Consider the following 23,029-nt stretch of genomic DNA (forward strand, 5'->3'; position numbering starts at 1 on the left):
CATGGGCTATGTCGATGTATCCGGGGTCTCCTACGCGTTGCCCGACGGACGGGTGCTGTTCAGCGACGTCTCGTTTCGGGTGGGCGAGGGCGCGAAGGTCGCGCTGATCGGCGCCAACGGCACCGGCAAGACCACCCTGATGCGGATGGTCGCCGGGGACATCGACCCCGTCGAGGGTGCCATCGCGCGTTCCGGCGGACTGGGCGTGATGCGGCAGCTGGTCGGGATGCGCGAGTCGGAGCGGACGCTGTCGCAGCTGGCGCTGTCGCTGGCGCCGCCCCGGGTGCGGGAGCGCGGCGAGCGACTGGGACGGGCCGAGCAGCGGCTGGCCGAGGCCGAGAAACGGGGCAAGTACTCCGGGGCGGCCGAGAAGGCGCAGGTGGAGTACGCCGACGCGATCACCGCGTGGGGAGACGCCGGCGGCTACGAGTTCGAGGTCCTGTGCGACACCGTCTCGGTGTCGATTCTGGAACTGCCGTGGGACGAGACCCGCAACCGGCCGCTGAACACGCTGTCGGGCGGGGAGCAGAAACGGTTCGCGCTGGAGCTGTTGTTGCGCGGCCCCGAGGAGGTGCTGCTGCTGGACGAGCCGGACAACTTCCTGGACGTCCCCGCCAAGCGGGAACTGGAGGAGCGCGTCAACGCCTCCGAGAAGTCGATCCTGATGGTCTCGCACGACCGGGAGGTGCTGGCCAACACCGCGCAGCGGATCGTGACGCTGGAGGCCGGGGACGTGTGGACGCACGGCGGCGGTTTCGCCACCTGGCACGAGGCCCGCGTGGCCCGGCACGACCGGCTGGAGGAGCTGCGGCGCCGCTGGGACGAGGAACACCAGAAGCTCAAGGACCTGGTGATCATGTACCGGCAGAAGGCCAGTTACAACGCCGACATGGCATCCCGGCTGCGGGCGGCCGAGACCCGGCTGGCCAAGTTCGAGGCCGCCGGTCCGCCGCCGTTGCCGCCCAAGGACCAGAACATCAAGATGAAACTGCGCGGCGGCCGCACCGGCAAACGCGCGATCATGTGCGAGCAACTGGAACTGGAGAACCTGACCTTCCCGTTCGACCTGGAGGTCTGGTACGGCGACCGGGTGGCGATCCTGGGCGCCAACGGAACCGGGAAGTCGCACTTCCTGCGGCTGCTGGCCCGGGGCGGCAGCGACGGTGACGGCCCTGTGGACGGTGTCCGGCTGGACCCGGTGGCGCACAACGGAAAAGCACGCCTGGGCGCGCGCGTCCTTCCTGGGCACTTCTCGCAGACCCACGACCGGCCGGAACTGTCGGGCCGGACGCTGCGCCAGATCCTGTGGGAGGGCGACGAGTACCGGCGGTCGATGGACCGCTCGGCGGCCATGAACGCGCTCAACCGTTACGAGCTGACGGCGCAGTCCGAGCAGACCTTCGGGACCCTGTCGGGCGGGCAGCAGGCCCGGTTCATGGTGCTGCTGCTGGAGCTGTCGGGCGCGACCTGTCTGCTGCTGGACGAACCGACCGACAACCTGGACCTGGCCAGCGCCGAGGCACTGGAGGAGGGCCTGAACGCTTTCGAGGGCACGGTTCTGGCGGTCACGCACGACCGCTGGTTCACCCGGGGCTTCGACAGGTTCGTCCTGTTCGGAGCCGACGGCGAGGTCACCGAGACCGAGGAACCGGTATGGGACGTCCGCTGACTCACAGCGCGGAGGCGTTGGGCCCCAACACGATCGCCACGCCCACGACGAACAGGACCGCGTAGGCGGTCAGCCGTTGCCCGCGTCCCTCGGGGCCGACGCCGACGAGGGATCGCGGGCCGGGCGCGTCGCGGTGATCGGCCTCCCACACCGACACCCGGTTGCGTCGCGGGATCCGGTCGGACTCGGTGTTGGCCCGGCGCCGCCACTCGGCGTCGGGCTCGCGGATCAGCGACACCTCGGGACGGTCGGCCCGCAGCCGGGCCACCACGACGACGCTGCCCGGCTGGAACCGGGGTATCTCCACCGGATCGACGAGCGCGCGCACCGTGGTGGCGTAGGCGCCGCGGTCGAAGGGCGCCACCACGAGGTCCAGTTCGCACAGTGGCGCGTCGTTGATGCTGGTGCCGGTGCGTTTGATGCCGGTGATCCGGGCCAGTGCCCCCAGGTTCTGGTCCAGCAGTGCGCGCACCTGTTCGTCCTTCAGCGGCAGCACGCCGCGCAGGCTGTTCCCGACCAGGGCCAGGGTCAGTCCGATGATGAGGAACGGCAGGGTGGTGGGCCAGATCCACGCGATCCCTTCGGCGTCGGTGAGGAGGTCGAGTCCGACCCCGCCGACGAAGATCCCGGCCAGCAGGGCCGTCAACAGTCGCAGCACGCTGGAAACGTATCCGGGCCGAACCGGGATCACAAAACGATTTGCGTCACAGTTCGAACTCGGTCAGGATCGGCAGGTGATCCGAAGCCCGCGGGTCGGTGTCGTCGACGGTCATCGCACGCGGCTCCAGGTCTTCGGAGCCGAACACGTAATCGATGCGGCGCTTGGGTTTCGTGGACGAGTAGCTGTATCCCTTCCCGGAACCGGCCACCGCCCACGCGTCGGTGAACCGCCGCGTCATCGCCGCGATCGCGGGCGTGTTCGGCTCGTCGTTGAAGTCGCCCACGACGACGCTGCGGCGGGCGTCGTCGGCGAACTGTTTCGCGACCGCCTTGGCCTGCGCCGCGCGTTCCTCGTCATGGTGCGCGTGGATGAGATGCGTGGTGGCGAAGGACAGCGACCCGCCCGGCATGTCGATCTCGGTGCGCAGCAGCCCGTGCCGCGCGTGATCGTCCCAGCGCGGCAGCGCGACGTTGCGGGTCTCGCGGATCGGCCAGCGCGACAGGATCGCGGTGCCGTACTCGCGGCGTCGGCCCGCGCCGTCGGATCGCCGCAACTCGTTGAGCCCGAACGCGACGTGCAGGCCGAGCCGTCTCGACAGCCACGCCGGTTGGTCAACATGGTCGCTGCGTTTCCAGAACCGGTCCACCTCCTGCAATCCGATGACATCGACGTTCAGTGCCTCGATACGGCGGGCGATCCGTTCCAGGTCGAGCACGTCGTCCGGGCTTGCTCCATGGTGGATGTTGAACGACGCGGCTCGCAGCCACTTGTCGTTCCCGGTCCGGCGATCGGCGGCCGAGCGCGGGAACGGCTCCGCCGGGCCGGTACTGCCGGTGAGACCCAGCACCACCGCCGCACCGACGGCGCCGTTCAGCAGCGAGCGCCGCGACCACGTGAGTCTGCGGTTCGACATCCCGCCTGTATATCCGGTAGCCCTTAAAACGCGAAGGTCCCCGACAGCGGCAGGTGGTCGGAGGCTGACGGGTCCTCGGCGTCGACCGCCATCGCGGCGGGCTTCACGTCGGGCGCGGCGAAGACGAAATCGATGCGGGCGTGCGGATTGTCGGACGGATAGGTGAGCCCGTCGCCGTCTCCGGCGGCGGCCCAGGCGTCGGGGAGCCGGTTGGCGATCACGTCGATGGACTCCGCGCCCGGCTCCGCGTTGAAGTCACCCACCAGGACCGTACGTTGTGGAGCGTCGCCGAGGATCTCGATGATCAGCTCGGCCTGCGCCACCCGCACGCTCTCGTCGGTGCCGTGCTGTAGATGCGTGTTGGCGAACACGAAGGCACCGCCGGGCGCGTCCAGGACCGTCCGCAACAGACCCCGCTGCTCGTCGTCGCCGGACTTCGGCAGCAACGTGTTCTCCGATTCCGCGATGGGCCACCGCGACAGCACCGCCGTCCCGTACTGGCGGCGCGGCCTGCCCGGCTCTTCCGGGGCTAGGTCCAGGTTGGCGCCGAAGGCCACCTCCAGTCCCAGCCGCTCGGCCAGCCAGGCGGGTTCGTCGACGAAACCGCTGCGTTTCCAGAACCGGTCCACCTCTTGCAGTCCGATGACGTCGCAGTTCAGTGCCTCGATACGGCGGGCGATCCGTTCCAGGTCCATGACGTCGTCGGGACTGGCCCCGTGGTGGATGTTGAAGCAGCCGAACCGCGCCTCGGCGCGGCGGGCCGAGGCGGTGCCCGGGGCACCCAGGGTCACACCGATGGCTCCGATGGCCAGACCTCCCAGCAGCGAACGCCGCGAGACGGCGAACTGACGTTGACGCATGATGATCTCCCATCCTCACCGAGCCGATGCCCCGACACGGTCGCGGGCGCGTCCATGATTTGTCCACGTCACCAGGGCCCTTCGGCCCCTTCGCGCAACCGGGCAACGCACTGTGACGTTAGAGGTACGAGGAAGTTACCGGCACTCTACTTCCGGGTAAAGCATCTGTGATCACTTTGGTCACATATAACCTGGAGTTCTTTCATGTCAAAGAAAGTCGCGCGGCGCGTTGCTGCGTCCATTATGATCGCCGCTTTGCCGGTGGCATTGGTTCAGGCGGCCGGTCCCGCCAGCGCGGGCGAGTTCGTCGCCGACCCGATCAACGACTTCGACTGCGACGGCCAACGGGACGCGCTGGACGCCGACAGTGCCGCGAGCGTGGGCGGGCACGACGCGGCCGGGGCCGTGCGGGTGCAGTACAGCGGCACCGCCGCCGCCATCACCATTGACCAGTCCACCCCGGGCATCGCGGGAAGCCCGGAGACCGAGGACCAGTTCGGCACCGAGGTCACCGCCTACGACGAGAACGGCGACGGTTGCGACGACCTGGTCATCGGTGCGTCCTATGAGGACCTTGTCGACGAGGGCGGCGAGGAGCAGGCCGACGCCGGGATGATCTGGATGATCCCGGGTTCGGCTGCGGGCCTTGACACCCAGGCGTCCACGAGCCTCAACCTCAACAGCCCGGGCGTCCCCGGCTCGATCGCCGAGTACCAGTGGTTCGGCCGCACCCTGTCGTCCGGCGAGACCCAAGGCGGCGAACCGTACCTGGTGGCCGCCAGCCCCGGCTACCGCACCGGCTCGACCCAGTGGGCCGCCGGAGCCGTCTACTACCTGCGCGGCGACGAGACCTACCGGATCACACAGGACAGTCCCGGGGTGCCGGGCACCGCCGAGTCCTACGACTACTTCGGTGAGCGTATCGCCGTGACCGACCGCTACGTCGCGATCAGCGCTCCCGGCGAATCCATTGGCAGCAAGTCGAACGCGGGCATGGTCCACGTCTTCGACCACAACCTGCAAGGCGGCGTCCTGACCACCGTCGGCGCCTTCCACCAGGACAGCCCGGGGATCTCCGGCACCACCGAGACCGGCGACCTGTTCGGCGACGGCCTGGCCGTCATCGGATACCGCGCCAGCGCGAGTGCTCCGGTCAGCGCTCTGGTCTCGGCCGGTTCGCCCGGCGAGGCGATCGGTTCCAGCGGCGGCTACACCGGCATGGCGCACCTGATCCGGGTGTCGTCGGTCAACGATCTCGCCCAGGTGTCCTCGGTGCACCAGGACTCGCCCGGCGTGCTGGACGTCGCCGAGTTCAACGACGGCTTCGGCGCCGACACCGCGCTGGCCACCTCCAAGGACGACGGCATCGGCAGCCCCGCCACGACCCACTGGGCGGTCGAGGCCTGGGAGTTCGAGGACGACGGGCAGGGCGGCGAGAACGACAACCCGCAGGTCCACGTCTTCGCCAACCTGACCGATCCCGGGGACGGTGACCGGCTCATCGCCGGGAACGACTACGGGCTGCCGCTGGCGAGCACCCCGGTGATCCGGTCCCTGGACGCCAGCGACACCTACCTGTACCTGACGATCCCGACGGATCCCACCGCCGTGTACGGCGTGCCGTGGCAGAACATCCTCGGCGGCGGCAGCGAGGAGACCGTGATCCACCGGGTCGATCCCTGGTAGCGAAGGCCCAGCTCAGGCCCCCGGAGAAGCCCCGCTTCCCGGGGGTCTCGCCGTGTTGGCCGGGTGGCCACTATGCGTCAGCGCCGCAACCCGGTATGGCCCCGCGACGTTTCACAATGGCCACGACAACCCCGGAGTGCCGATATGCCAACGAAACACCGAAAACGCCTCTATGTGTCCATTCTGCTCGCGGCCGTGCCGCTGGCGGTGGCGGGCGTCGCCATCCCGGCGCTGGCGGGGGACTTCGTCGCCGACCCGGTCCACGACTTCGACTGCGACGACCAGCGCGACGCCGTCCAGCCCACCTCTTACAAGAACGTCGACGGCCACGACGGCGCCGGTTCCATCACCGTCCAGTACAGCACCGACGACGAGATCGTCGAACTGACCCAGGCCACCCCCGGCATCGCGGGCACCCCGGAACACGACGACAGTTTCGGCGACAAGTACACCTCCTTCGATGAGAACGGCGATGGTTGCGACGACCTCGTCGTCAGCGCCCCCTGGGAGGACGTGACCGAGAACGGCACCGAGTCCTATGGCGCCGGAATGATCTGGATCATCCCCGGCTCCCCCGAAGGCTTGCGGCCGAACCAATCCCGCGCGATCAACCTCGCCACCCCGGGAGTCCCCGGCGCGGTGGCCCAGTACCAGCACTTCGGTGACGCGCTCGCCGCGGGCGACACCGCCGACGGCCAACCGTTCCTCGTCGTCGGGGCACCCGGCGCCAAGGTCGGCAGCACCAAATCCGGTGCGGGCGCGCTGTACTACCTGCGCGACGACTACACCTACCGGATCACACAGGACAGTCCCGGCATACCGGGCAAGGCCGAGTCCAACGACTACTTCGGCGAGTACCTGTCGGTCACCGACCGCTACATCGCGGTGTCCGCGTCCGGCGAGACGATCAACGGCGCCCCCGACGCGGGCATGGTGCACGTCCTCAACCACCGCTTGTCCAACGGTGCCCTGGGGTCCGTCGACGCGTTCCACCAGGACACCCCCGGCGTCAGCGGCACCGCCGAGGAGAAGGACGAACTCGGCGAGGAGGGTCTGTCGGTCGTCAACTACCAGGCCGCACCCGGCAAACCGGTCAGCGCGCTGGTCGGCGTCGGCTCGCCGGGCGAACGCCTGGGCAGCAGCCACAACTGGCACGGCATGGCGCACCTGATCCGCACCTCCGGTTCCGGTGACCGGCAGCAGTTGACGTCGGTGCACCAGGACTCGCCCGGCGTCGAGGGCATCGCCGAGGGCGCTGACCACTTCGGATCCGAGGTCGTCGTCGCCACCGAGGGCGGCACCGGAACGCCGTCCACGACGCACTGGGCCGTCGCGGCCCTGGAGACGGGTTTCCAGACCGAACCCGACGACGGGTTCGACCGGCCGCAGGTGCACGTCTTCGACGTCAGCGCCACCCCCGGTGACACCGACAAGCTGATCAAACCCGACGACTACGGCATCCCGCTGTCGAAGGAAGAGGACCTGGAGACGCTGACGGCCAGCGCCGAGTACCTGTACGTAGAAACGCCCGGTGACGTGCCCGGCAGCGACGAGCAGGCTTATCCGGACACGGTCTACGGGGTACCGTGGGAGAACATCCTCAATGGACAGAATCTGCCGGTGGTCCAACACCGAGTCACCCCCTGGCCCTAAAAGGAGCCCCTTCAGATGAGACGCGAAACCATTCGGCTGTGGTCCGGTGTGGCCGCGGCGGCGGTCGTGGCCGCCTCGGCGCTGGCGATCACCGCTTACGCGCAGGCTGGTGACTTCAATAGGGAACTGACCTTCGACCTCGACTGCGACGACAAACGCGACGCGGTCGAGGGCGTCCCCTACGCCACCGTCGAGGGCCATGAGGCGGCGGGCGCCGTCAAGGTCAAGTACAGCAAGACCGGTGAGAAGGCCACCATCTCGCAGGCGACTCCCGGTGTCCCCGGCAGCCCCGAACCCGAGGACGACTTCGGTACGGCGGTGACGTCCTACGACGAGAACGGCGACGGCTGTGACGATCTGGTCGTGTCCTCGCACCAGGAGGACGTGATCGGCAAGGACGGCAAGAACCACCAGAACGCCGGGATGATCTGGGTGATCCCCGGTTCGCCGTCCGGTCTCGACACGCAGGCCGCGCGCGGCATCCACTACGAGACGCCGGGCATCCCCGGCTCGCTGGGAGTCAACCAGTACTTCGGGGAACGGCTGCTGGCCTCGAACTCGACGGACGGACCGTACCTGCTCATCGTCGCGCCGGGCCTCGACGACGCCAACGGGGCGGTGTACTTCCTGCGCGCGGCGAAGGCGTACAAGATCACCCAGGACTCGCCGGGCGTGTCCGGCGCGGCCGAGCCCGAGGACAACTTCGGTGCCACGTTGGCCGTCAACGACCGGTACTTCGCGATCGGTTCCCCCGGCGAGGAGATCGACGGCGCGGACGGCGCGGGCATGGCGCACGTGTTCAGTCTCCAAGCCGTCAACGGCACCATGAAACAGCTCGGCGCCGTCCACCAGAACACATCCGGAATCTCCGGTGTCGCCGAGAAGAACGACGGTTTCGGCGGCGGCCTGTCGGTCGTCCCGTATCAGCCGAGCTCCGGAGCCAAGGCGATACCGCTGCTGTCGGTGGGCGCTCCCGGTGAGGACATCGGTGGCGTTCAGGCAGGACAAGACGCGGGTATGGCGCACCTGATCACGTTCCCGTCGACGGGAACGTACAAACAGGTCGTCGCCGCACACGAGAACACCCCCGGTGTCCCCGGCGAAGCCGAGGGCGGTGACAACTTCGGCTACAGCTCGGTGCTGGTGCCGACCGAGCCGTCCGGGGTCGCCACTCCGCTCACGGCCCACTGGGTCGTGGCGGGAGGCATCTACGACGGCGACGGCGAGAACCACTACACCGCGCTGTACGTGCTCAGGGTCTCCGAATCTCCCGGCGGCGGCAACGCCAAGGTGATCGACGGCGACGACTACGGCCTGTGGTTCGACGAGGCCAACGCGGGTTGTTCGCTGCAAGCCGACACGAAGTTCCTGTACTGCGGCTATCCGCCGGCGGCCGGAGTGCCATGGGGCAACATCCTCCACGGCGAGAGCGAACCGACCGAGTTCTACCGGGTCGACGACTAGGGTGTGCGCGGGCATGTGCGCCCGCGTATGCGGTGCGTCCGTACGGTCCCCAGGGTCCCGACTTCCCACTGGAGACCACAGATATGCGTTTTTCCCGCTCCGCCCTGGTGGTGACGGCCACCGCGGCGCTGGTGTCGGCGTCGGCCATCGCCTGGGCCTCGGCTGGTGACCAGGCCGCCGACGACATCATCGAGACCGACCTGATCACCAAAGAGCTGCCGGACAGCAGTAGCCCCAAGCCGCTGCTGCGCGTCGACGGCATCGACATGAAGGCCGGTGAACCGCGGCTGCTCACCGGCAAGTTCTCGGCGACGATGTCGTTCGCGAAACCCCCGAACGACGACGACCGGATCGACATGCTCATGTCGACCTGGATCACCTGCGCCGAGGGCGAACCCGCGCACGCGCGGCCCTACCCGGACCGCACCGCCCTGTCCAGCCGCAACCACGAGGGCGAGGGGCGCCGGACGGTGACCTCGGTCGGCCTGTACACGCCCAAGTCCGACGGTGAGTACACGTGTATACAGTGGGCGGTCGGCAGTTATACGATCGGGCCGTCCCGCAGCCTGAAGCCGGTGGCCGGAGCCGACCACACGTACCTGCGCGTCGACGGCGAGGTCCACACCGGCGGCGCCGAGTGGTACCAGAAGGACGACAAGGTCGTGCGCAAGGACGACCCGAAGACCTCGACGCGCGAGGACAAGGCGACGATCCTGCGCAAGGACTGGAAAGCCGGTTCCGGCAAGGTGAAGGTGTTCCACGGCACCCAGGCCACCGCCGGGGTCGCGGGCATCGCGGGGATGGACCCGCTGGTGCTGCGCACGGACCTGGTGGCCACCCAGCTGTCCAAGGACGGCACGACCAAGTGCGCGACCGCCACGGGCACCGACAAGCAGTCGATCTACCAGGGATCGACCCATCACCTGAAGATCAGCCGCTGGGTGGAGCTGACCCTGTCGAAGGATCCGAAGTGCTCCACGACGGTGCGCGTCGAGGTCCGGGCGCAGTACATCCTGACCTTGTCGGGCACCCCGAACAAGGCCGGGACCCTGCACGGCGCCCTGAGCGATCCGTTGCGGCCCTACAGCACCGCGCTGGCCGTCAACGTGTGACGGTGTTCGTCCACGCCACCGCGTCGTCCAGCGCGTGCTCCAGGATGGACGCGTGGTCGGCCGTGTCGTACCGCCGATAGTGGATGGTCGTACCCGCCGTCTCCAGTTCCGTGGCCAGACGGCGGGTCAGATGTGGACGGATCGACACGTCCGCGTCGCCCTGTCCGATGAACAGCGGCCGGTCCAGCGCGGCGATGGGGATCTCGTGGGTGGCCAGCGCTTCGGCCAGCGCCGGGACGGAGTCGATGTCGGTGGCACCCAGGTCGTCGTTCGTCAAACCCTTGGTGGCCTTGAACAGTTCCACCAGGCTGCCGCGTTCGGCGAGGTCGGCGAGTTCGTCGCCCATGTCGTCCAGGTGGTCCCGGCAGTCGAAGTGGGGGTGCTTGGCCCGCAGGCCCACCAGGATGAACGGCAGGATCGCCGAGACAGGACCGTCCGCCAGCGCGGTCTTGGCGTCGACCTGTTCGCGCAGATACGAAACCGGGGCCAAGGCGGCGGTGCCGTTGAAGCGCAGCTCGGGGGCGTACTGGGTGGCCATGGCGGCGGCGTGCAGCGCGGCGTGGCCACCCTGGGAGTAGCCGACCGCGAACCACTGATCGTCCACAGGGGCGTCGAGTTGCCGGGCGGCTCGCACCGCGTCCACAATGTCGTCGGCCGCCGCCACCCCGTCGAGGTACGGGTGCGGGCCGGGGGTGCCGAGCCCTTCGTAGTCGGTGGCCGCCACCGCGAAACCCGCGCGCAGCCAGCCGGACAGGAACTCGCGCTCCAGCCGGAAGAACCCGGTCCGGGAGGGCGCGGTCTTGTCGGCCAGACCGCAGGTGCCGTGGGCGTAGCCCACGACCGGCCAGCCGGTGGCCGGGGCGGCACCGGCGGGAATGAAGACCGAACCGGAGATGAGCCGGGGGCGGCCCCGGTATCCCATGCCCTGGTAGTGGATCCGAAACGCCTGGTGAGCGTGTTCGGGCCACAGCGCTACGGGCAGCTCCCCGACCTTGACGAGCGTGCCCGCCGCGCGACGTGGTTCCGCCATCCGGACCTCCTGCTGTGGTGATCGTCTCCGTCGCGATCCTATGGCCTCGACGCGGCGATCCGAAAAAATCACGCTCTTGCCAAACGCCGGAACGCTGACGTATGGTCGGCGCATCACCACCCACCCGCGGGAGTCCGGTGCACCGGACTGAGAGGGGAGCTTGGTAGCTCCCGACCGTCGAACCTGATCTGGGTAATGCCAGCGCAGGGAAGGAGCCCTGGTTGAGTTGGATTCATCGCTCCCCTTGGGACGATTGCACGTCATCACCGACACCCGGCCCGGAGCCGATCCGGTGCGCGTCGCGCGCGCCGCGCTGGCCGCGGGCGCGCCGGTGCTCCAGGTCCGGGTAGCCGATCACCACACCGATCGGGAAGCCTTCGACCTGACGTTGACGCTCGTCGAACTGTGCCGCGAGTACGGCGCCACCTGCCTGGTCAACGACCGGCTGCACGTGGCCCTGGCGGTCGGGGCCGACGGCGGACACGTCGGCGCCCACGACCTGCCGGTGCACGCCGCGCGGGTGGTGCTGGGTGGGACGGCGGTCATCGGCGGCACCTGCCGGAACCCGGAGGCGGCCCGGGCGCTGCGGCGCGCGGGCGCCAGCTACCTGGGGGCGGGGCCCGCGTTCGCCACCACGACCAAGGACGGCCTGCCGGAACCGATCGGGCCCGGCGCCATCGGGCGGATCGCCGCGGCCGTCGACATCCCGGTCATCGGGATCGGTGGCGTCACCGCCGCGACCGCCGGTGAGCTGATCGAGGCGGGCGCCCACGGCGTGGCCGTCGTCGGCGCGATCTCGCTGGCACCCGACCCCTACGCCGCGACGCGGGAACTGCTGGACGTCGTGGAGCGAGCAGCCCGCCAACGAGGAAGGAGCCGGTGATGACGGCTACGGACATCGCGATCGCCGGGGCCGGGATCATCGGCCTGTCGATCGCCCGGGAACTGACGGCGCGGGGCATGACCGTGACCGTCCACGACCCCGAACCCGGCAGCGGCGCGTCCACCGTGGCGGCCGGGATGCTGGCGCCGGTGACCGAGTCGCAGTTCGGCGAGGAGCCGCTGTCGCGACTGTCGCTGGCCTCGGCGAAGCTGTGGCCGGAATTCGCCGCCGGGCTGGGCATCACCGACGCGTACCGGGACACCGGGACGATCTTCGTGGGCGTGGACGCCGCCGACGCCGCCGAACTGGACCGGCAGCTGAAGCTGTACCGCGACTACGGGCTGGCCTGCCAGCCGCTGTCGGCGGCCGAAGCGCGCCAGCACATCCCGCTGCTGTCGCCCAGCGTCTCCAAGGGACTGCTCGCCGCGACCGACCACCAGGTCGACACCCGCCGGGTCCACGCGGCACTGCTGGAAGCCTGCCGGGCCGCCGGGGTCAACTTCGTTCCCCGGCGGGTCACCGATCCGTCGACGGTCGACGCCGGGCTGCTGGTGGTGGCCGCGGGCAGCTGGTCGGCGAAACTGCTGGGCCTGCCGGTGCGGCCGGTGCGCGGCCAGGTGGTGCGGTTGCGCGGCCCCGACGAGCTCGGTTACACCGTGCGGGCCCGGGTGCGCGGTCGCACCGTCTACGTCGTGCCCCGCGCCTCCGGCGAGGTGGTCATCGGCGCCACACAGGACGATCGTGGCTTCGACACCGCCGCCACGGCGGGCGACACCAACGCGCTGCTGCGCGACACCCTCGAGGTGCTGCCGGAGCTGGCCGAATACGAGCTGGCCGAGGTGAACGTGGGCCTGCGCCCCGGCACCCCCGACAACGCGCCGCTTCTGGGCCGCACCGCCGATCCGCGCGTCGTCGCCGCGACCGGGCACTTCCGGCAGGGCATCCTGCTGGCGCCGATCACGGCCGCACTCATCGGGGACCTCATCGCGACCGGCACCGTCCCGGAGGCGCTGAAACCCTTCGACCCCTTGCGTTTCGACGCATCCTGACCGCGGCCTCGCCGCGCCTCGAGCCTCCGCATCACCGCAACCGCATCGACCCGAAAGGACCGATCGTGAAGGTGCAACTCAACGGTGAACCCACCGACATCAACGGCAGCACCGTCGCCGACGCCGTCGCCAACCTCAGCAGAGCCGAACGCGGCATCGCCGTGGCCGTCAACGGCGAGGTCGTCCCAAGATCACAGTGGACCCGGAAGCTCCATGAGGGTGACCGCATCGAAGTACTCACCGCTACCCAGGGAGGTTGACAGTGGACGATCTCGTCATCGCCGGACGCCGGTTCACGTCCCGGCTGATCCTCGGCACCGGCGGCGCGTCCGGGCACGCCCCGCTCAAGGCCGCCATCACCGCCTCGGGCACCGAACTGGTGACCGTCGCGCTGCGCCGGGTCTCTGCCGACGCCCCGTCCGTCCTCGACGTCGTCGAGGACTGCGGCGTGGCCTTGCTGCCCAACACCGCCGGGTGCTTCACCGCCGAACAGGCCGTGCGCACCGCCCACCTCGCCCGGGAGGCCTTCGACACCGACTGGGTGAAACTGGAGGTCATCGGGGACGAGGACACGCTGCTGCCCGACCCGGTGGAACTGACCGCCGCCGCGCGGCGGCTGGTGGACGACGGCTTCACCGTGCTGCCGTACATCCCCGACGACCCGGTGCTGGCGATCCGGCTGGCCGAACTCGGCTGCGCCGCCGTGATGCCGCTGGGTTCGCCCATCGGTTCCGGCCTGGGCATCCGCAACCCGCACAACTTCGCGCTGATCCGGGAACGCGTCGACGTCCCCGTCATCTGCGACGCCGGTATCGGCACCGCCTCCGACGCCGCGCTGGCGATGGAACTGGGCTGCGACGCGGTCCTGTTGGCCAGCTCCGTCACCCGCGCCGCCGAACCGTCCATGATGGCCACCGCGATGCGGCAGGCCGTGATCGCCGGGCGGCTCGCCCACCGGGCCGGACGGATACCCCGCCGCCGCTACGCCGAAGCCTCCTCCACCTTCGAAGGGATGGCCGAACTATGAGCAGCGATGCGAGGCCCGGACCGGCCGCCCACGCCGAAAGGATGGCCCGGCCGTGACCACTGTGACAACGCAGCCTCCGACGGCGCTGACCATCGCCGGTTCGGATTCCGGTGGCGGAGCGGGCATCCAGGCCGACCTGCACACCTTCGCCGCGCACGCCGTGCACGGCACCAGCGTCGTGACCTCCGTGACCGCGCAGAACACGCTCGGCGTCACCGACGTGCACCCGGTGCCGCCCGAAACCGTTTCGGCGCAACTGGACGCGGTACTGTCCGATTTCGACGTCCGGGCCGTCAAGACCGGGCTGCTGCCCGACGAGACGATCCTGTCCATCGTGGCCGAACGGGCCGAGGCCGGTGACCTGCCCGAACTCGTCGTCGACCCCGTCCTCGTCGCCGCCAGCGGCGACAAGCTGTTCACCGGCGACTTCGGGGCCTACCTGGAACGGCTGAGCCCGCACACCATCGTGTTCACCCCCAACATCCACGAGGCGCAGGCGCTGCTGGGCGGCGAGATCACCGGACTGGACGACATGCGCGAGGCCGCCCGGGCGCTGGCCCGGTACGGATCCCAAGCCGTGCTCGTCAAGGGCGGCCACGGCAAGGACCCCGAGAAGGCCACCGACGTGCTGTGGACCCAGGGCCAGATCCTGGAGCTGTCGGCGCCGCGCGTCGACACTCCCAACACGCACGGCACCGGCTGCACCCTCGCGTCGGCCATCGCGGCCCGGATCGCCCACGGCCACCCGGTGGCCCAGGCCGTCGGCGGCGCCAAACGCTACCTCACCGAGGCCCTCACCGCCGCCGCGTCCTGGCGGCTGGGAGCCGGTCCCGGACCGGTCCACCACCATCACGGTCGCAAGTCCACAGTCCTATAAGAGGAGAGCTCATGTCAGCCCGCAGCAAGGTCTACGTCACCGGTTCCCGACCCGACATCCGCGTCCCCTTCACCGAGGTCGCGTTGTCCGACGGTGAGCCACCCGTCCGCCTCTACGACACCTCCGGCCCCGGCAGCGAACCGGCCGACGGTCTGCCGCGACTGCGCGCCGACTGGATCGCCGAACGCGGCGGCGGCGACCGCGTCACGCAACTCCACTACGCCCGCAACGGCGTCATCACCCCCGAGATGGAGTTCGCGGCGATCCGCGAGGGCCTGGAACCCGAGTTCGTGCGCGCCGAGATCGCCGCCGGACGCGCCATCCTGCCCGCCAACATCAACCACCCCGAGACCGAGCCGATGCTCATCGGCAAGGAGTTCCTCGTCAAGATCAACGCCAACATCGGCACCAGCGCCGTTTCGGACTCGATAGCCGACGAGGTCGAGAAACTCACCTGGGCCACCCGCTGGGGCGCCGACACGGTGATGGACCTGTCCACCGGCAAACACATCCACGCCACCCGGGAGCACATCATCCGCAACGCCGCGGTCCCGATCGGCACCGTCCCGATGTACCAGGCGCTGGAGAAGGTCAACGGCGATCCCGTCAAGCTCACCTGGGAGCTGTACCGCGACACCGTGATCGAGCAGGCCGAACAGGGCGTCGACTACATGACCGTCCACGCCGGGGTGCTGCTGCGGCACGTCCCGCTGGCGGCCGATCGGGTCACCGGCATCGTCTCGCGGGGCGGGTCCATCATGGCCGCCTGGTGTCTGGCCCACCACACCGAGACCTTCCTGTACACCCACTTCCGGGAACTGTGCGAGATCTTCGCCCGCTACGACGTCGCGTTCTCACTGGGCGACGGCCTGCGGCCGGGCAGCATCGCCGACGCCAACGACGCCGCCCAGCTGGCCGAACTGCGCACCCTCGGCGAACTGACCACGATCGCCTGGGAGTACGACGTCCAGGTCATGATCGAGGGACCGGGCCACGTCCCGATCCACAAGATCAAGGAGAACGTCGACCTGCAACAGGAATGGTGCCACGAGGCCCCGTTCTACACCCTCGGTCCACTCACGACCGACGTCGCGCCCGCCTACGACCACATCACCTCGGCGATCGGCGCGGCCATGATCGGCACCTTCGGCACCGCGATGCTGTGTTACGTCACCCCGAAGGAACACCTCGGCCTGCCCAACCGCGACGACGTGAAGGAGGGCGTCATCGCCTACAAGATCGCCGCCCACGCCGCCGATCTGGCCAAGGGACACCCCAGCGCCCAGGTCTGGGACGACGCGCTGTCCAAGGCCCGGTTCGAGTTCCGGTGGGAGGACCAGTTCAACCTGTCGCTGGATCCGCAGCGGGCCCGCGAATACCACGACGAGACCCTTCCGGCCGAACCGGCGAAGACCGCGCACTTCTGTTCCATGTGCGGCCCGAAGTTCTGTTCCATGCGGATCTCGCACGACCTGAAAGCTTACGCGGACAAGGGAATGAGCGAAAAATCCCGCGAGTTCGTGGAAGCCGGCGGCAAGGTGTACCTGCCGGTCGTCGACTGACGCGTTGTCCGTGGTGGCGGCCGGATTCGGGTCGCCACCACGGCGGGTGCCTGGGGTCGAGCCGTGGACGTTACGGTGTGCGACTATTAGAGTCGTTCTCGCCGTTGACGTTTCGGGTTCGGGTGGGAGGTCCCGGTGGTTGAGGTTCGGATATCGGTCGCGGGGGGCGATCGTGATGGTGTCGAGCTGCTGGCCTGGCTGCGGCGCGACCCTGAGGCGCGCAAGGTCGCCATCGAGCCGGAACCGCACGAGGACGGCAGACCCCCGGATATCATCCGGGCGGTGATCAACACCGTCACGCAGCTGGGAGCCCTGGTGATGGCGATCGTCGCCTTTCGCGCCACCCGGTCCCGCAGCACGTGCCCGCAGGTATCGTTCACCGCCGCCAGCGGCGCCCGGGTCCTGGTGCAGGACGCCGACGCCGAGACGATCAAGTTCGTCTGGGACGTCATCAACTCCGCGGTCCCGCCGCAGCGCTCCTGACTCCGGCTAACCGAAGGAGCGGATCGCCCCCGACTTCGAGGCCGCCGTGACCTTGAAGAACTCCACCAGGGTCTCGTAGGAGCCGCGCAGGTACTCCAGGTCGTCCGCGTCCCAGAACGACGGGTAGACCTCCCGCTCGGTCATCTCGGTCGGGTCGAAATAGCCCGCCAGGTCCTCGAACGGCGTCGCCTTGAGCAGCTCCGAGGCCCGCTTCACCGCGTCGGCCCGCCACCCGGCGAAGGTGTTGTCCTCATTGATCGGAATGCCGTCCTCCTGGAGCCCCACCGAGACCCCCGCCTTGTCCAGCAGGTACTGCAAACCGTCCCAGCTCTTGTCCAGGTACCCGTCGGGCTGGTCCGGACTGTCCAAGGCCCCCAGGAAGTCCATCAGCTTCCCCGCCCACACCGGGTCGGCCACCGCCCGTTCCAGCTCTTCCGGCGTCACCCGGGTAAACGACATAACCAATCCCATGCGGCCTTCCTCCTCGGCGTCAAACCTAACCGAAACCGGCGCCGGGACGCGGCATCAGTTGTGGCAGGTCAGCCAAACAGGTTGGCCGATGGATGTCCGCCTGCCGAGGCCGACACAGCCGTCCTGGGACATGTCGATGATGCTGTTGCTCTCCTCGTCCGACTTCTTGGCCTCAAGTCCCGGCAACGGCGTGAACCCGTCGTCGAAGATCCCCGCCGACGCGTCCTCGTCTTCAGTCTTCTCGGTGCCGAAGACCCGGCCGTGGCCGTCGACGGCGGTCTTCTGGTAGTCCCACGCGTCGTCCCAGCTCTCGTCGATGCCCTTGACGACCTCGACCTCGCCGGTGGTGAGCTTCACCTTGACGAAGTCCGATCCGGTGTCGGCGACGACCCAGTCGCAGGCGATGTCGAACGCCCACGATTCCTCGTGCTTCTTCCCGGACGGGAAGTCGACCAGTTCGGACAGTTTGCGACCGTTGCCGTCGGTGTCCCACACCCAGGCGTAGGTCGACTCGCTCTTCTCGGGGTGCTTCCCGTCGTAGACGTTCCCGATGATGGTCCCGGTCGAGGAGATGCCGATCGCCTTGCCGTGCAGGCCGTCGTCGATGGGCAGCTCCGTCGCCTTCACCTCTCCCGGCTCCCACATCACCGGGACGCGGGTGGGGTAGGTCGCGCCGAAGTAACCGACGATGGTGCCGTCGTCGGCGATGGCCCGGGGTTCGACGTCGCGGGAGCCGTCGGGGCCCTTCAGTTCGACGAACTTCTCGTCGCGAAAAACCCAGCCGCCGACCTTCGACTTCTCGAACCCACCGATCACGTCGCCGGAACTGTTGACGCCGAAGGCCGTCGCGTAGTCACCACCGGGGATGACATCGGAGGTGTCGACGTCCTGGCCGTCGTGGCGCAGCATGACGGTGGTGTCCTCGGGGGCGTCCATCCCGTCGCGGACACCGACCGTGTACCGCCCGTCGGCGCTGACGCCCTTGGGGGTTTCCTCGGCGTCGTCGGCGGATTCGAGCCCGAGTTCCTCGGATTGGTATTCGTCCGACGGTTTCGGCGCGGTGTCCATGTCGGCGCAGTCCTCGATCACCGGCGGTTCACCGCTGAACAATCCACCGCTGAAGTAGAAGACGGCGACGACGACCGCCACGGCACACGCGGCGACCACGGCCACCGTTCCCACGATCCAGTTTCGTTTCGGCTGCTGAGATTTCATGAATAAACTCCTTGGGGATTCGCGTTAGGCTACGCGCTCGCGCGCACAAATGGCACCCACGCGAAAGAGTTCGACCAAAGGCGCCACAGCGGGCACAATTCCCAAGTGCTTCTGACGATCTCGACCACCCACGAACCGGCCACCGACCTCGGTTACCTGCTGTACAAGCATCCCGACCGGGTGCGACCGTTCAGCCAGTCCTTCGGCACCGCGACGGTGTTCTACCCGGAGGCCACCGAGAAACGCTGCACGGCCGCGCTGCTGCTGGAGGTCGATCCCGTCAAACTGACCCGCTCACGCGGCAAGAACGCGCCCGACTTCTCGCTGGGCCAGTACGTCAACGACCGGCCCTACGCGGCCTCCTCGCTGTTGGCGGTGGCGCTGGGCGACGTCTACTCGACCGCCCGCAATGGACGCTGCGACTCCCGGCCGGAACTGGCCGCGTCGGCGATCCCGCTGGAGATCTTCGCCGCCGCCGTCCCGTGCCGGGGCGGCCCACAGCTGGCCGCCGAACTGTTCGAACCGTTGGGGTGGACGGTGTCGGCGGAACCAGTGCCGTTGGACGCGTCGTTCCCGGACTGGGGCGACTCGCGGTACGTCCAGTTGCGACTGACGGGCACGATGCGGTTGGCCGACGCGCTCAACCACCTGTACGTGCTGCTGCCGGTTCTCGATGACGCCAAGCACTACTGGGTCGACATCGCCGAAGTGGACAAGCTGGTGCGCGGTGGTGGCGACTGGCTCGCCGACCACCCCCGCCGGAGCCTGATCGCCCGCCGCTACCTGGCCCGCAAGCGGGGCCTGGAGCGGGTGGCGTTCGCGCGGCTGGCCGAAGTGGACGAAACCGGCGACGAGCTCGAACCCCCCGTCGACGAAGAACCCGCGACCGACGACGGTGACGTGGCAACGGTTGACGCCGAGCGGCCCGCGAGCGCAGCCGACAGCGGCGTAGCCGTGACCGACACGGCGCGGTCGGCAGCCGATGGCGACCGGCCCACCGACGCCGCCGAGCGGCCGCAGGCCGAAGGCCAGGCCGCCGCGGACGGCGCGGCGGACCAGCCGCAGGCCACCGCAGACGGCGAATCCCCAGCTGCCGAAGCCGAACCCGCCTCGCCCCCGCTCAACAAGCAGCGGCACGCCGCCGTCCTCGCGGCCGTCGCCGAGTGCGGCGCGTCCAGCGTCATCGATCTGGGCTGCGGCTCCGGCAAGCTGCTGAGCGAGCTGGTCAAGAACCGCAACCTGACCCGCATCGCGGGCGTTGACGCGTCCACACTGGCCCTGAAGCTGGCCGCCCGCCACCTCAAGCTCGACCGGCTCAGCGATCGGCAGGCCGAGCGGCTGTCGCTGTTCCAGGCCGCGCTGACCTACACCGATGACCGGCTCGCCGGTTACGACGCGGCGGTGCTCATGGAGGTCATCGAGCACGTCGACCCGCCCCGGCTGGCGGCGCTGGCGAAGGTCGTGTTCGGCTCGGCGCGTCCGGCGACGGTCATCGTGACGACGCCCAACGTCGAATACAACGTCCACTATGAACTCGAACCGGGCCGGATGCGGCACAGCGACCACCGCTTCGAATGGAACCGGGACGAGTTCCGCGACTGGGCCACCGACGTGGCCACGTCCTACGGATACACCGTCGCCATCAGCGGCGTCGGCGACGAGAAGCCCGAAACCGGCTGCCCCACCCAGATGGGAGTGTTCACCCGTGGTTGAGATCCGCGTCCCCGCTCTTTCCCTCATCGTCCTGGTCGGCGTCTCCGGCTCCGGCAAGTCGACCTTCGCCGCCCGGCACTTCAAGCCGAGCCAGATCATCTCCTCCGACTTCTGCCGGGGCCTGGTCGCCGACGACGAGAACGACCAGGCCGCGACCCCCGACGCCTTCGACGTCCTGCACTACATCGTCGGCACCCGGCTGCGGCGCGGTCTGCTGACCGTCGTGGACGCCACCAGCGTCCAGTACGAGGCCCGGCAGCAGCTGGTCGCGCTGGCCAAGCAACACCACGTCCTCGCCGAGGCCGTCGTGCTCGACGTCGACCAGGCCGTCGCCGTGGAGCGCAACGCCTCCCGGCCGGACCGCGACTTCGGCCCGCACGTGATTCCCCGCCAGGGCCGGGAACTGCGGCGCGGCATGCGTCGCATCAACAAGGAGGGTTTCCGCAGGGTCCACGTGCTGTCCGGCGACGACATCGACGACGCCAGCTTCGTCTTCGAACCGGCCTGGACCGACAAGACCCACCTGACCGGCCCCTTCGACATCATCGGCGACGTGCACGGCTGCCGCTCCGAACTGGAGACGCTGCTGACCACTTTGGGCTACGAGCTCGAACGCGACGCTGTGGGCCGCGCCGTCAACGCCGCGCACCCGTCGGGCCGCACCGTCGTGTTCGTCGGTGACCTCGTCGACCGGGGCCCCGACACGCCGGGGGTGCTGCGGCTGGCCATGGGCATGGTCGACAGTGGCCGGGCGCTGTGCGTGGCGGGCAACCACGAGGTCAAACTCGTGCGGGCGCTCAACGGCCGCAAGGTGCGGATCGCGCACGGTCTGGCCGAGTCCCTTGAGCAGCTTCAGGGCGAGTCCGAGGAGTTCAACGCCGACGTCAAGTCGTTCATGGACGGTCTCATCAGCCACTACCGGCTGGACGGCGGCCGTCTGGTCGTCGCGCACGCCGGGCTCAAGGAGAGCTACCACGGCCGTGCCTCCGGCAAGGTGCGTTCGTTCGCGCTGTACGGCGACACCACCGGCGAGACCGACGAGTACGGGCTGCCGGTGCGCTACCCGTGGGCCAAGGAGTACCGCGGCAAGGCGACGGTCGTGTATGGACACACACCGGTGCCCAGCGCCGAATGGGTCAACAACACCATCTGCCTGGACACCGGCGTCGTCTTCGGCGGACAGCTGACGGCACTGCGGTACCCCGAACGCGAGATCGTGGCGGTCGACGCCGAGAAGACCTGGTACGAACCGGTCCGGCCGCTGGTCCCGCAGACTCCGGTCCGGGACGCGGCGACACTCGACTACACCGACGTCGGCGGTACCCGTGTCATCGAGACCGGCCTGCACGGCCGGGTCAAGATCCGGGAGGAGAACTCGGCCGCCGCGCTGGAGGTCGCCAGCCGGTTCGCCGTCGACCCGAGGTGGCTTGTGTACCTGCCGCCCACCATGTCCCCGTCCGAGACCTCCGGCGTCGACGGCATGCTGGAGCACCCGGCCGAGGCCTTCGGCTACTTCCGCGCCGCCGGGGCCACCAAGGTGGTGTGCCAGGAGAAGCACATGGGTTCGCGGGCCGTGGCGGTCGTGTGCCGCGACGCCGCGACCGCGGCGGCCCGGTTCGGCGTCGACGACGGCGGGTGCGGCGCCGTGTTCACCCGCACCGGCCGCGGCTTCTTCAACGACGACGCGCTGACCACCGGACTGCTGGACCGGATCCGCGCCGCCGCCGACGCGAGCGAGCTGTGGTCCAAGCTGGAAAGTGACTGGTTCGTGCTCGACGCCGAGCTGATGCCGTGGTCGGCCAAGGCGAGGGAACTGATCCGGGACCAGTACGCCGCCGTCGGCGCGGCCGCCCGGGTGAGTCTTCCCGCCGCCGCGAAGGCGCTGCGCGCCGCCGCGGACCGGGGCCTGGATGTGGCGGATCTGTTGTCCCGTAACGACACCCGTACTTCCAATGCTACCGCCTTCCGGGACGCTTATGCCAGGTACTGCTGGGACGTCGACGGCCTGACCGGCGTGAAGCTCGCGCCGTTCCAGATCCTGGCCGCCGAGGGGCACAACCTGGCCCGCCGTCCGCACGACTGGCACCTGGACGCGATCACGGCGCTGGCCGCCGCCGACTCCACCGGCACGCTGATGGCCACCCGGCACGTGTACGTCGATCCGGCAGACGACGCCTCGGTCGCCGAGGCCGTCGACTGGTGGACCGCCATGACCGACGCCGGGGGAGAGGGCATGGTCGTCAAGCCCGTCGAGTCGGTGCTGCGCACCGACAAGGGCCTGGTCCAGCCGGGAGTGAAGGTGCGCGGCCGCGAGTACCTGCGCATCATCTACGGCCCCGACTACACCGAACCGGCCAACCTCGAGCGACTGCGCGGCCGGTTCCTGGGCCGCAAGCGCTCCCTGGCGCTGCGCGAGTACGCGCTCGGCGTCGAGGCGCTGGACCGGCTCGCCGCCGGGGAGGCGCTGTGGCGGGTGCACGAGGCCGTCTTCGGTGTGCTGGCGCTGGAGTCCGAACCGGTGGACCCGAGGTTGTGAACAGACGCCGACTGGATCACACCCGGTGGCCGCGTTGGGCGTACTCACGGACACCGAGTAGACTCACCAGCTGTTGTGCGAGCCGCGGGGCCTTCGTGTGCCCGGCGAGCTGACCATCGAATGACGAGACGTTCACGCTTCGGCATTCAGGCGGCGCCGGAAATC

Annotated in this window: 20 protein-coding genes and 1 riboswitch; of the genes, 14 read left to right on the forward strand and 6 right to left on the reverse strand. The window is 69.3% G+C overall.

Annotation, left to right across the window (positions count from 1 at the left end; genetic code table 11):
* Window position 1 precedes the first annotated feature (1 nt).
* Entirely contained in the window at window positions 2–1,669 is a 1,668-nt protein-coding gene (locus SNAS_RS04450) for an ABC-F family ATP-binding cassette domain-containing protein (RefSeq protein WP_013016184.1), read from the forward strand.
* Between the two features lies 1 nt (window position 1,670).
* On the opposite strand, the gene SNAS_RS04455 is transcribed toward SNAS_RS04450, so the two are convergent.
* Genes SNAS_RS04455 through SNAS_RS04465 form a run of 3 tightly spaced genes read right to left on the reverse strand, consistent with a single transcriptional unit; the run spans window position 1,671 to window position 4,103 of the window.
* Window positions 1,671–2,327: a hypothetical protein gene (locus tag SNAS_RS04455; RefSeq protein ID WP_013016185.1), complete on the reverse strand. Its 657-nt coding sequence runs from the start codon at window positions 2,325–2,327 to the stop codon at window positions 1,671–1,673.
* Window positions 2,328–2,373: 46 nt separating this feature from the next.
* Window positions 2,374–3,243 carry an endonuclease/exonuclease/phosphatase family protein gene (locus SNAS_RS04460; protein ID WP_013016186.1) on the reverse strand — a complete coding sequence of 290 codons (870 nt, stop codon included), beginning with the start codon at window positions 3,241–3,243 and terminating at the stop codon, window positions 2,374–2,376.
* Window positions 3,244–3,266: 23 nt separating this feature from the next.
* Window positions 3,267–4,103: an endonuclease/exonuclease/phosphatase family protein gene (locus SNAS_RS04465; protein WP_013016187.1), complete on the reverse strand. Its 837-nt coding sequence runs from the start codon at window positions 4,101–4,103 to the stop codon at window positions 3,267–3,269.
* Between the two features lie 261 nt (window positions 4,104–4,364).
* On the opposite strand from SNAS_RS04465, the gene SNAS_RS32375 reads away from it, so the two are divergent.
* The 4 genes from SNAS_RS32375 (at window position 4,365) to SNAS_RS04485 (ending at window position 10,018) form a co-directional block, all read left to right on the forward strand.
* Window positions 4,365–5,789, forward strand: a complete 1,425-nt coding sequence (locus SNAS_RS32375) for an FG-GAP repeat protein (protein ID WP_244409111.1) — start codon at window positions 4,365–4,367, stop codon at window positions 5,787–5,789.
* A gap of 144 nt (window positions 5,790–5,933) precedes the next feature.
* Complete coding sequence (locus SNAS_RS04475) at window positions 5,934–7,442, forward strand: hypothetical protein (RefSeq protein WP_013016189.1); 1,509 nt, start codon at window positions 5,934–5,936, stop codon at window positions 7,440–7,442.
* Between the two features lie 15 nt (window positions 7,443–7,457).
* Window positions 7,458–8,906 (forward strand): hypothetical protein, encoded by a 1,449-nt coding sequence (locus SNAS_RS32380; protein WP_013016190.1) that lies wholly within the window; start codon window positions 7,458–7,460, stop codon window positions 8,904–8,906.
* Window positions 8,907–8,989: 83 nt separating this feature from the next.
* Window positions 8,990–10,018 (forward strand): hypothetical protein, encoded by a 1,029-nt coding sequence (locus tag SNAS_RS04485; protein WP_013016191.1) that lies wholly within the window; start codon window positions 8,990–8,992, stop codon window positions 10,016–10,018.
* Here the strand turns inward: SNAS_RS04485 and SNAS_RS04490 are convergent.
* Window positions 10,008–11,048, reverse strand: coding sequence for a lipase family protein (locus SNAS_RS04490; protein ID WP_013016192.1), 1,041 nt, complete (start codon window positions 11,046–11,048; stop codon window positions 10,008–10,010). The genes SNAS_RS04485 and SNAS_RS04490 overlap by 11 nt on opposite strands.
* 116 nt (window positions 11,049–11,164) lie before the next feature.
* Window positions 11,165–11,275: riboswitch (TPP riboswitch) on the forward strand.
* On the opposite strand from SNAS_RS04490, the gene thiE reads away from it, so the two are divergent.
* From thiE to SNAS_RS04525, 7 genes are all read left to right on the forward strand, one after another.
* A complete protein-coding gene (gene thiE / locus SNAS_RS04495) occupies window positions 11,275–11,931 on the forward strand; it encodes a thiamine phosphate synthase (RefSeq protein WP_013016193.1) in 657 nt (218 codons plus the stop codon). (Overlaps the previous riboswitch by 1 nt.)
* Window positions 11,931–12,980, forward strand: coding sequence for a glycine oxidase ThiO (gene thiO, locus SNAS_RS04500; RefSeq protein WP_013016194.1), 1,050 nt, complete (start codon window positions 11,931–11,933; stop codon window positions 12,978–12,980). Before thiE ends, thiO begins: the two co-directional genes overlap by 1 nt.
* Before the next feature lie 65 nt (window positions 12,981–13,045).
* On the forward strand, window positions 13,046–13,240 hold the full coding sequence (gene thiS, locus SNAS_RS04505) for a sulfur carrier protein ThiS (RefSeq protein ID WP_013016195.1): 195 nt from the start codon (window positions 13,046–13,048) through the stop codon (window positions 13,238–13,240).
* 2 nt (window positions 13,241–13,242) lie between these two features.
* Entirely contained in the window at window positions 13,243–14,007 is a 765-nt protein-coding gene (locus SNAS_RS04510; RefSeq protein WP_013016196.1) for a thiazole synthase, read from the forward strand.
* Window positions 14,008–14,059: 52 nt separating this feature from the next.
* Window positions 14,060–14,884 carry a bifunctional hydroxymethylpyrimidine kinase/phosphomethylpyrimidine kinase gene (gene thiD, locus SNAS_RS04515; RefSeq protein ID WP_013016197.1) on the forward strand — a complete coding sequence of 275 codons (825 nt, stop codon included), beginning with the start codon at window positions 14,060–14,062 and terminating at the stop codon, window positions 14,882–14,884.
* Window positions 14,885–14,895: 11 nt separating this feature from the next.
* Window positions 14,896–16,446 (forward strand): phosphomethylpyrimidine synthase ThiC, encoded by a 1,551-nt coding sequence (thiC, locus tag SNAS_RS04520; protein ID WP_013016198.1) that lies wholly within the window; start codon window positions 14,896–14,898, stop codon window positions 16,444–16,446.
* Window positions 16,447–16,581: 135 nt separating this feature from the next.
* Window positions 16,582–16,929: an effector-associated constant component EACC1 gene (locus SNAS_RS04525; protein ID WP_013016199.1), complete on the forward strand. Its 348-nt coding sequence runs from the start codon at window positions 16,582–16,584 to the stop codon at window positions 16,927–16,929.
* 6 nt (window positions 16,930–16,935) lie between these two features.
* On the opposite strand, the gene SNAS_RS04530 is transcribed toward SNAS_RS04525, so the two are convergent.
* Window positions 16,936–17,400, reverse strand: coding sequence for a YfbM family protein (locus SNAS_RS04530; protein ID WP_013016200.1), 465 nt, complete (start codon window positions 17,398–17,400; stop codon window positions 16,936–16,938).
* Between the two features lie 54 nt (window positions 17,401–17,454).
* On the reverse strand, window positions 17,455–18,615 hold the full coding sequence (locus tag SNAS_RS04535) for a hypothetical protein (RefSeq protein ID WP_013016201.1): 1,161 nt from the start codon (window positions 18,613–18,615) through the stop codon (window positions 17,455–17,457).
* Window positions 18,616–18,720: 105 nt separating this feature from the next.
* On the opposite strand from SNAS_RS04535, the gene SNAS_RS04540 reads away from it, so the two are divergent.
* The gene (locus SNAS_RS04540; RefSeq protein ID WP_013016202.1) at window positions 18,721–20,328 is read left to right on the forward strand and encodes a 3' terminal RNA ribose 2'-O-methyltransferase Hen1; all 1,608 of its coding nucleotides are present in this window, start codon (window positions 18,721–18,723) and stop codon (window positions 20,326–20,328) included.
* On the forward strand, window positions 20,321–22,864 hold the full coding sequence (locus SNAS_RS04545) for a polynucleotide kinase-phosphatase (protein WP_013016203.1): 2,544 nt from the start codon (window positions 20,321–20,323) through the stop codon (window positions 22,862–22,864). The genes SNAS_RS04540 and SNAS_RS04545 overlap by 8 nt, the downstream gene beginning before the upstream one ends.
* Window positions 22,865–23,029 lie beyond the last annotated feature (165 nt).

Source organism: Stackebrandtia nassauensis DSM 44728, from assembly GCF_000024545.1.
Taxonomy (GTDB): Bacteria; Actinomycetota; Actinomycetes; order Mycobacteriales; family Micromonosporaceae; genus Stackebrandtia; species Stackebrandtia nassauensis.

Coding starts and splice junctions, on each gene's coding strand:
- SNAS_RS32380 (WP_013016190.1), top strand. CDS start 7,458: ATGAGACGCGAAACCATTCGGCTGTGGTCCGGTGTGGCCGCGGCGGCG.
- thiC (WP_013016198.1), top strand. CDS start 14,896: ATGTCAGCCCGCAGCAAGGTCTACGTCACCGGTTCCCGACCCGACATC.
- SNAS_RS04535 (WP_013016201.1), bottom strand. CDS start 18,615: ATGAAATCTCAGCAGCCGAAACGAAACTGGATCGTGGGAACGGTGGCC.
- SNAS_RS04485 (WP_013016191.1), top strand. CDS start 8,990: ATGCGTTTTTCCCGCTCCGCCCTGGTGGTGACGGCCACCGCGGCGCTG.
- SNAS_RS04460 (WP_013016186.1), bottom strand. CDS start 3,243: ATGTCGAACCGCAGACTCACGTGGTCGCGGCGCTCGCTGCTGAACGGC.
- SNAS_RS04450 (WP_013016184.1), top strand. CDS start 2: ATGGGCTATGTCGATGTATCCGGGGTCTCCTACGCGTTGCCCGACGGA.
- SNAS_RS04475 (WP_013016189.1), top strand. CDS start 5,934: ATGCCAACGAAACACCGAAAACGCCTCTATGTGTCCATTCTGCTCGCG.
- SNAS_RS04490 (WP_013016192.1), bottom strand. CDS start 11,048: ATGGCGGAACCACGTCGCGCGGCGGGCACGCTCGTCAAGGTCGGGGAG.
- thiO (WP_013016194.1), top strand. CDS start 11,931: ATGACGGCTACGGACATCGCGATCGCCGGGGCCGGGATCATCGGCCTG.
- SNAS_RS04465 (WP_013016187.1), bottom strand. CDS start 4,103: ATGCGTCAACGTCAGTTCGCCGTCTCGCGGCGTTCGCTGCTGGGAGGT.
- SNAS_RS04530 (WP_013016200.1), bottom strand. CDS start 17,400: ATGGGATTGGTTATGTCGTTTACCCGGGTGACGCCGGAAGAGCTGGAA.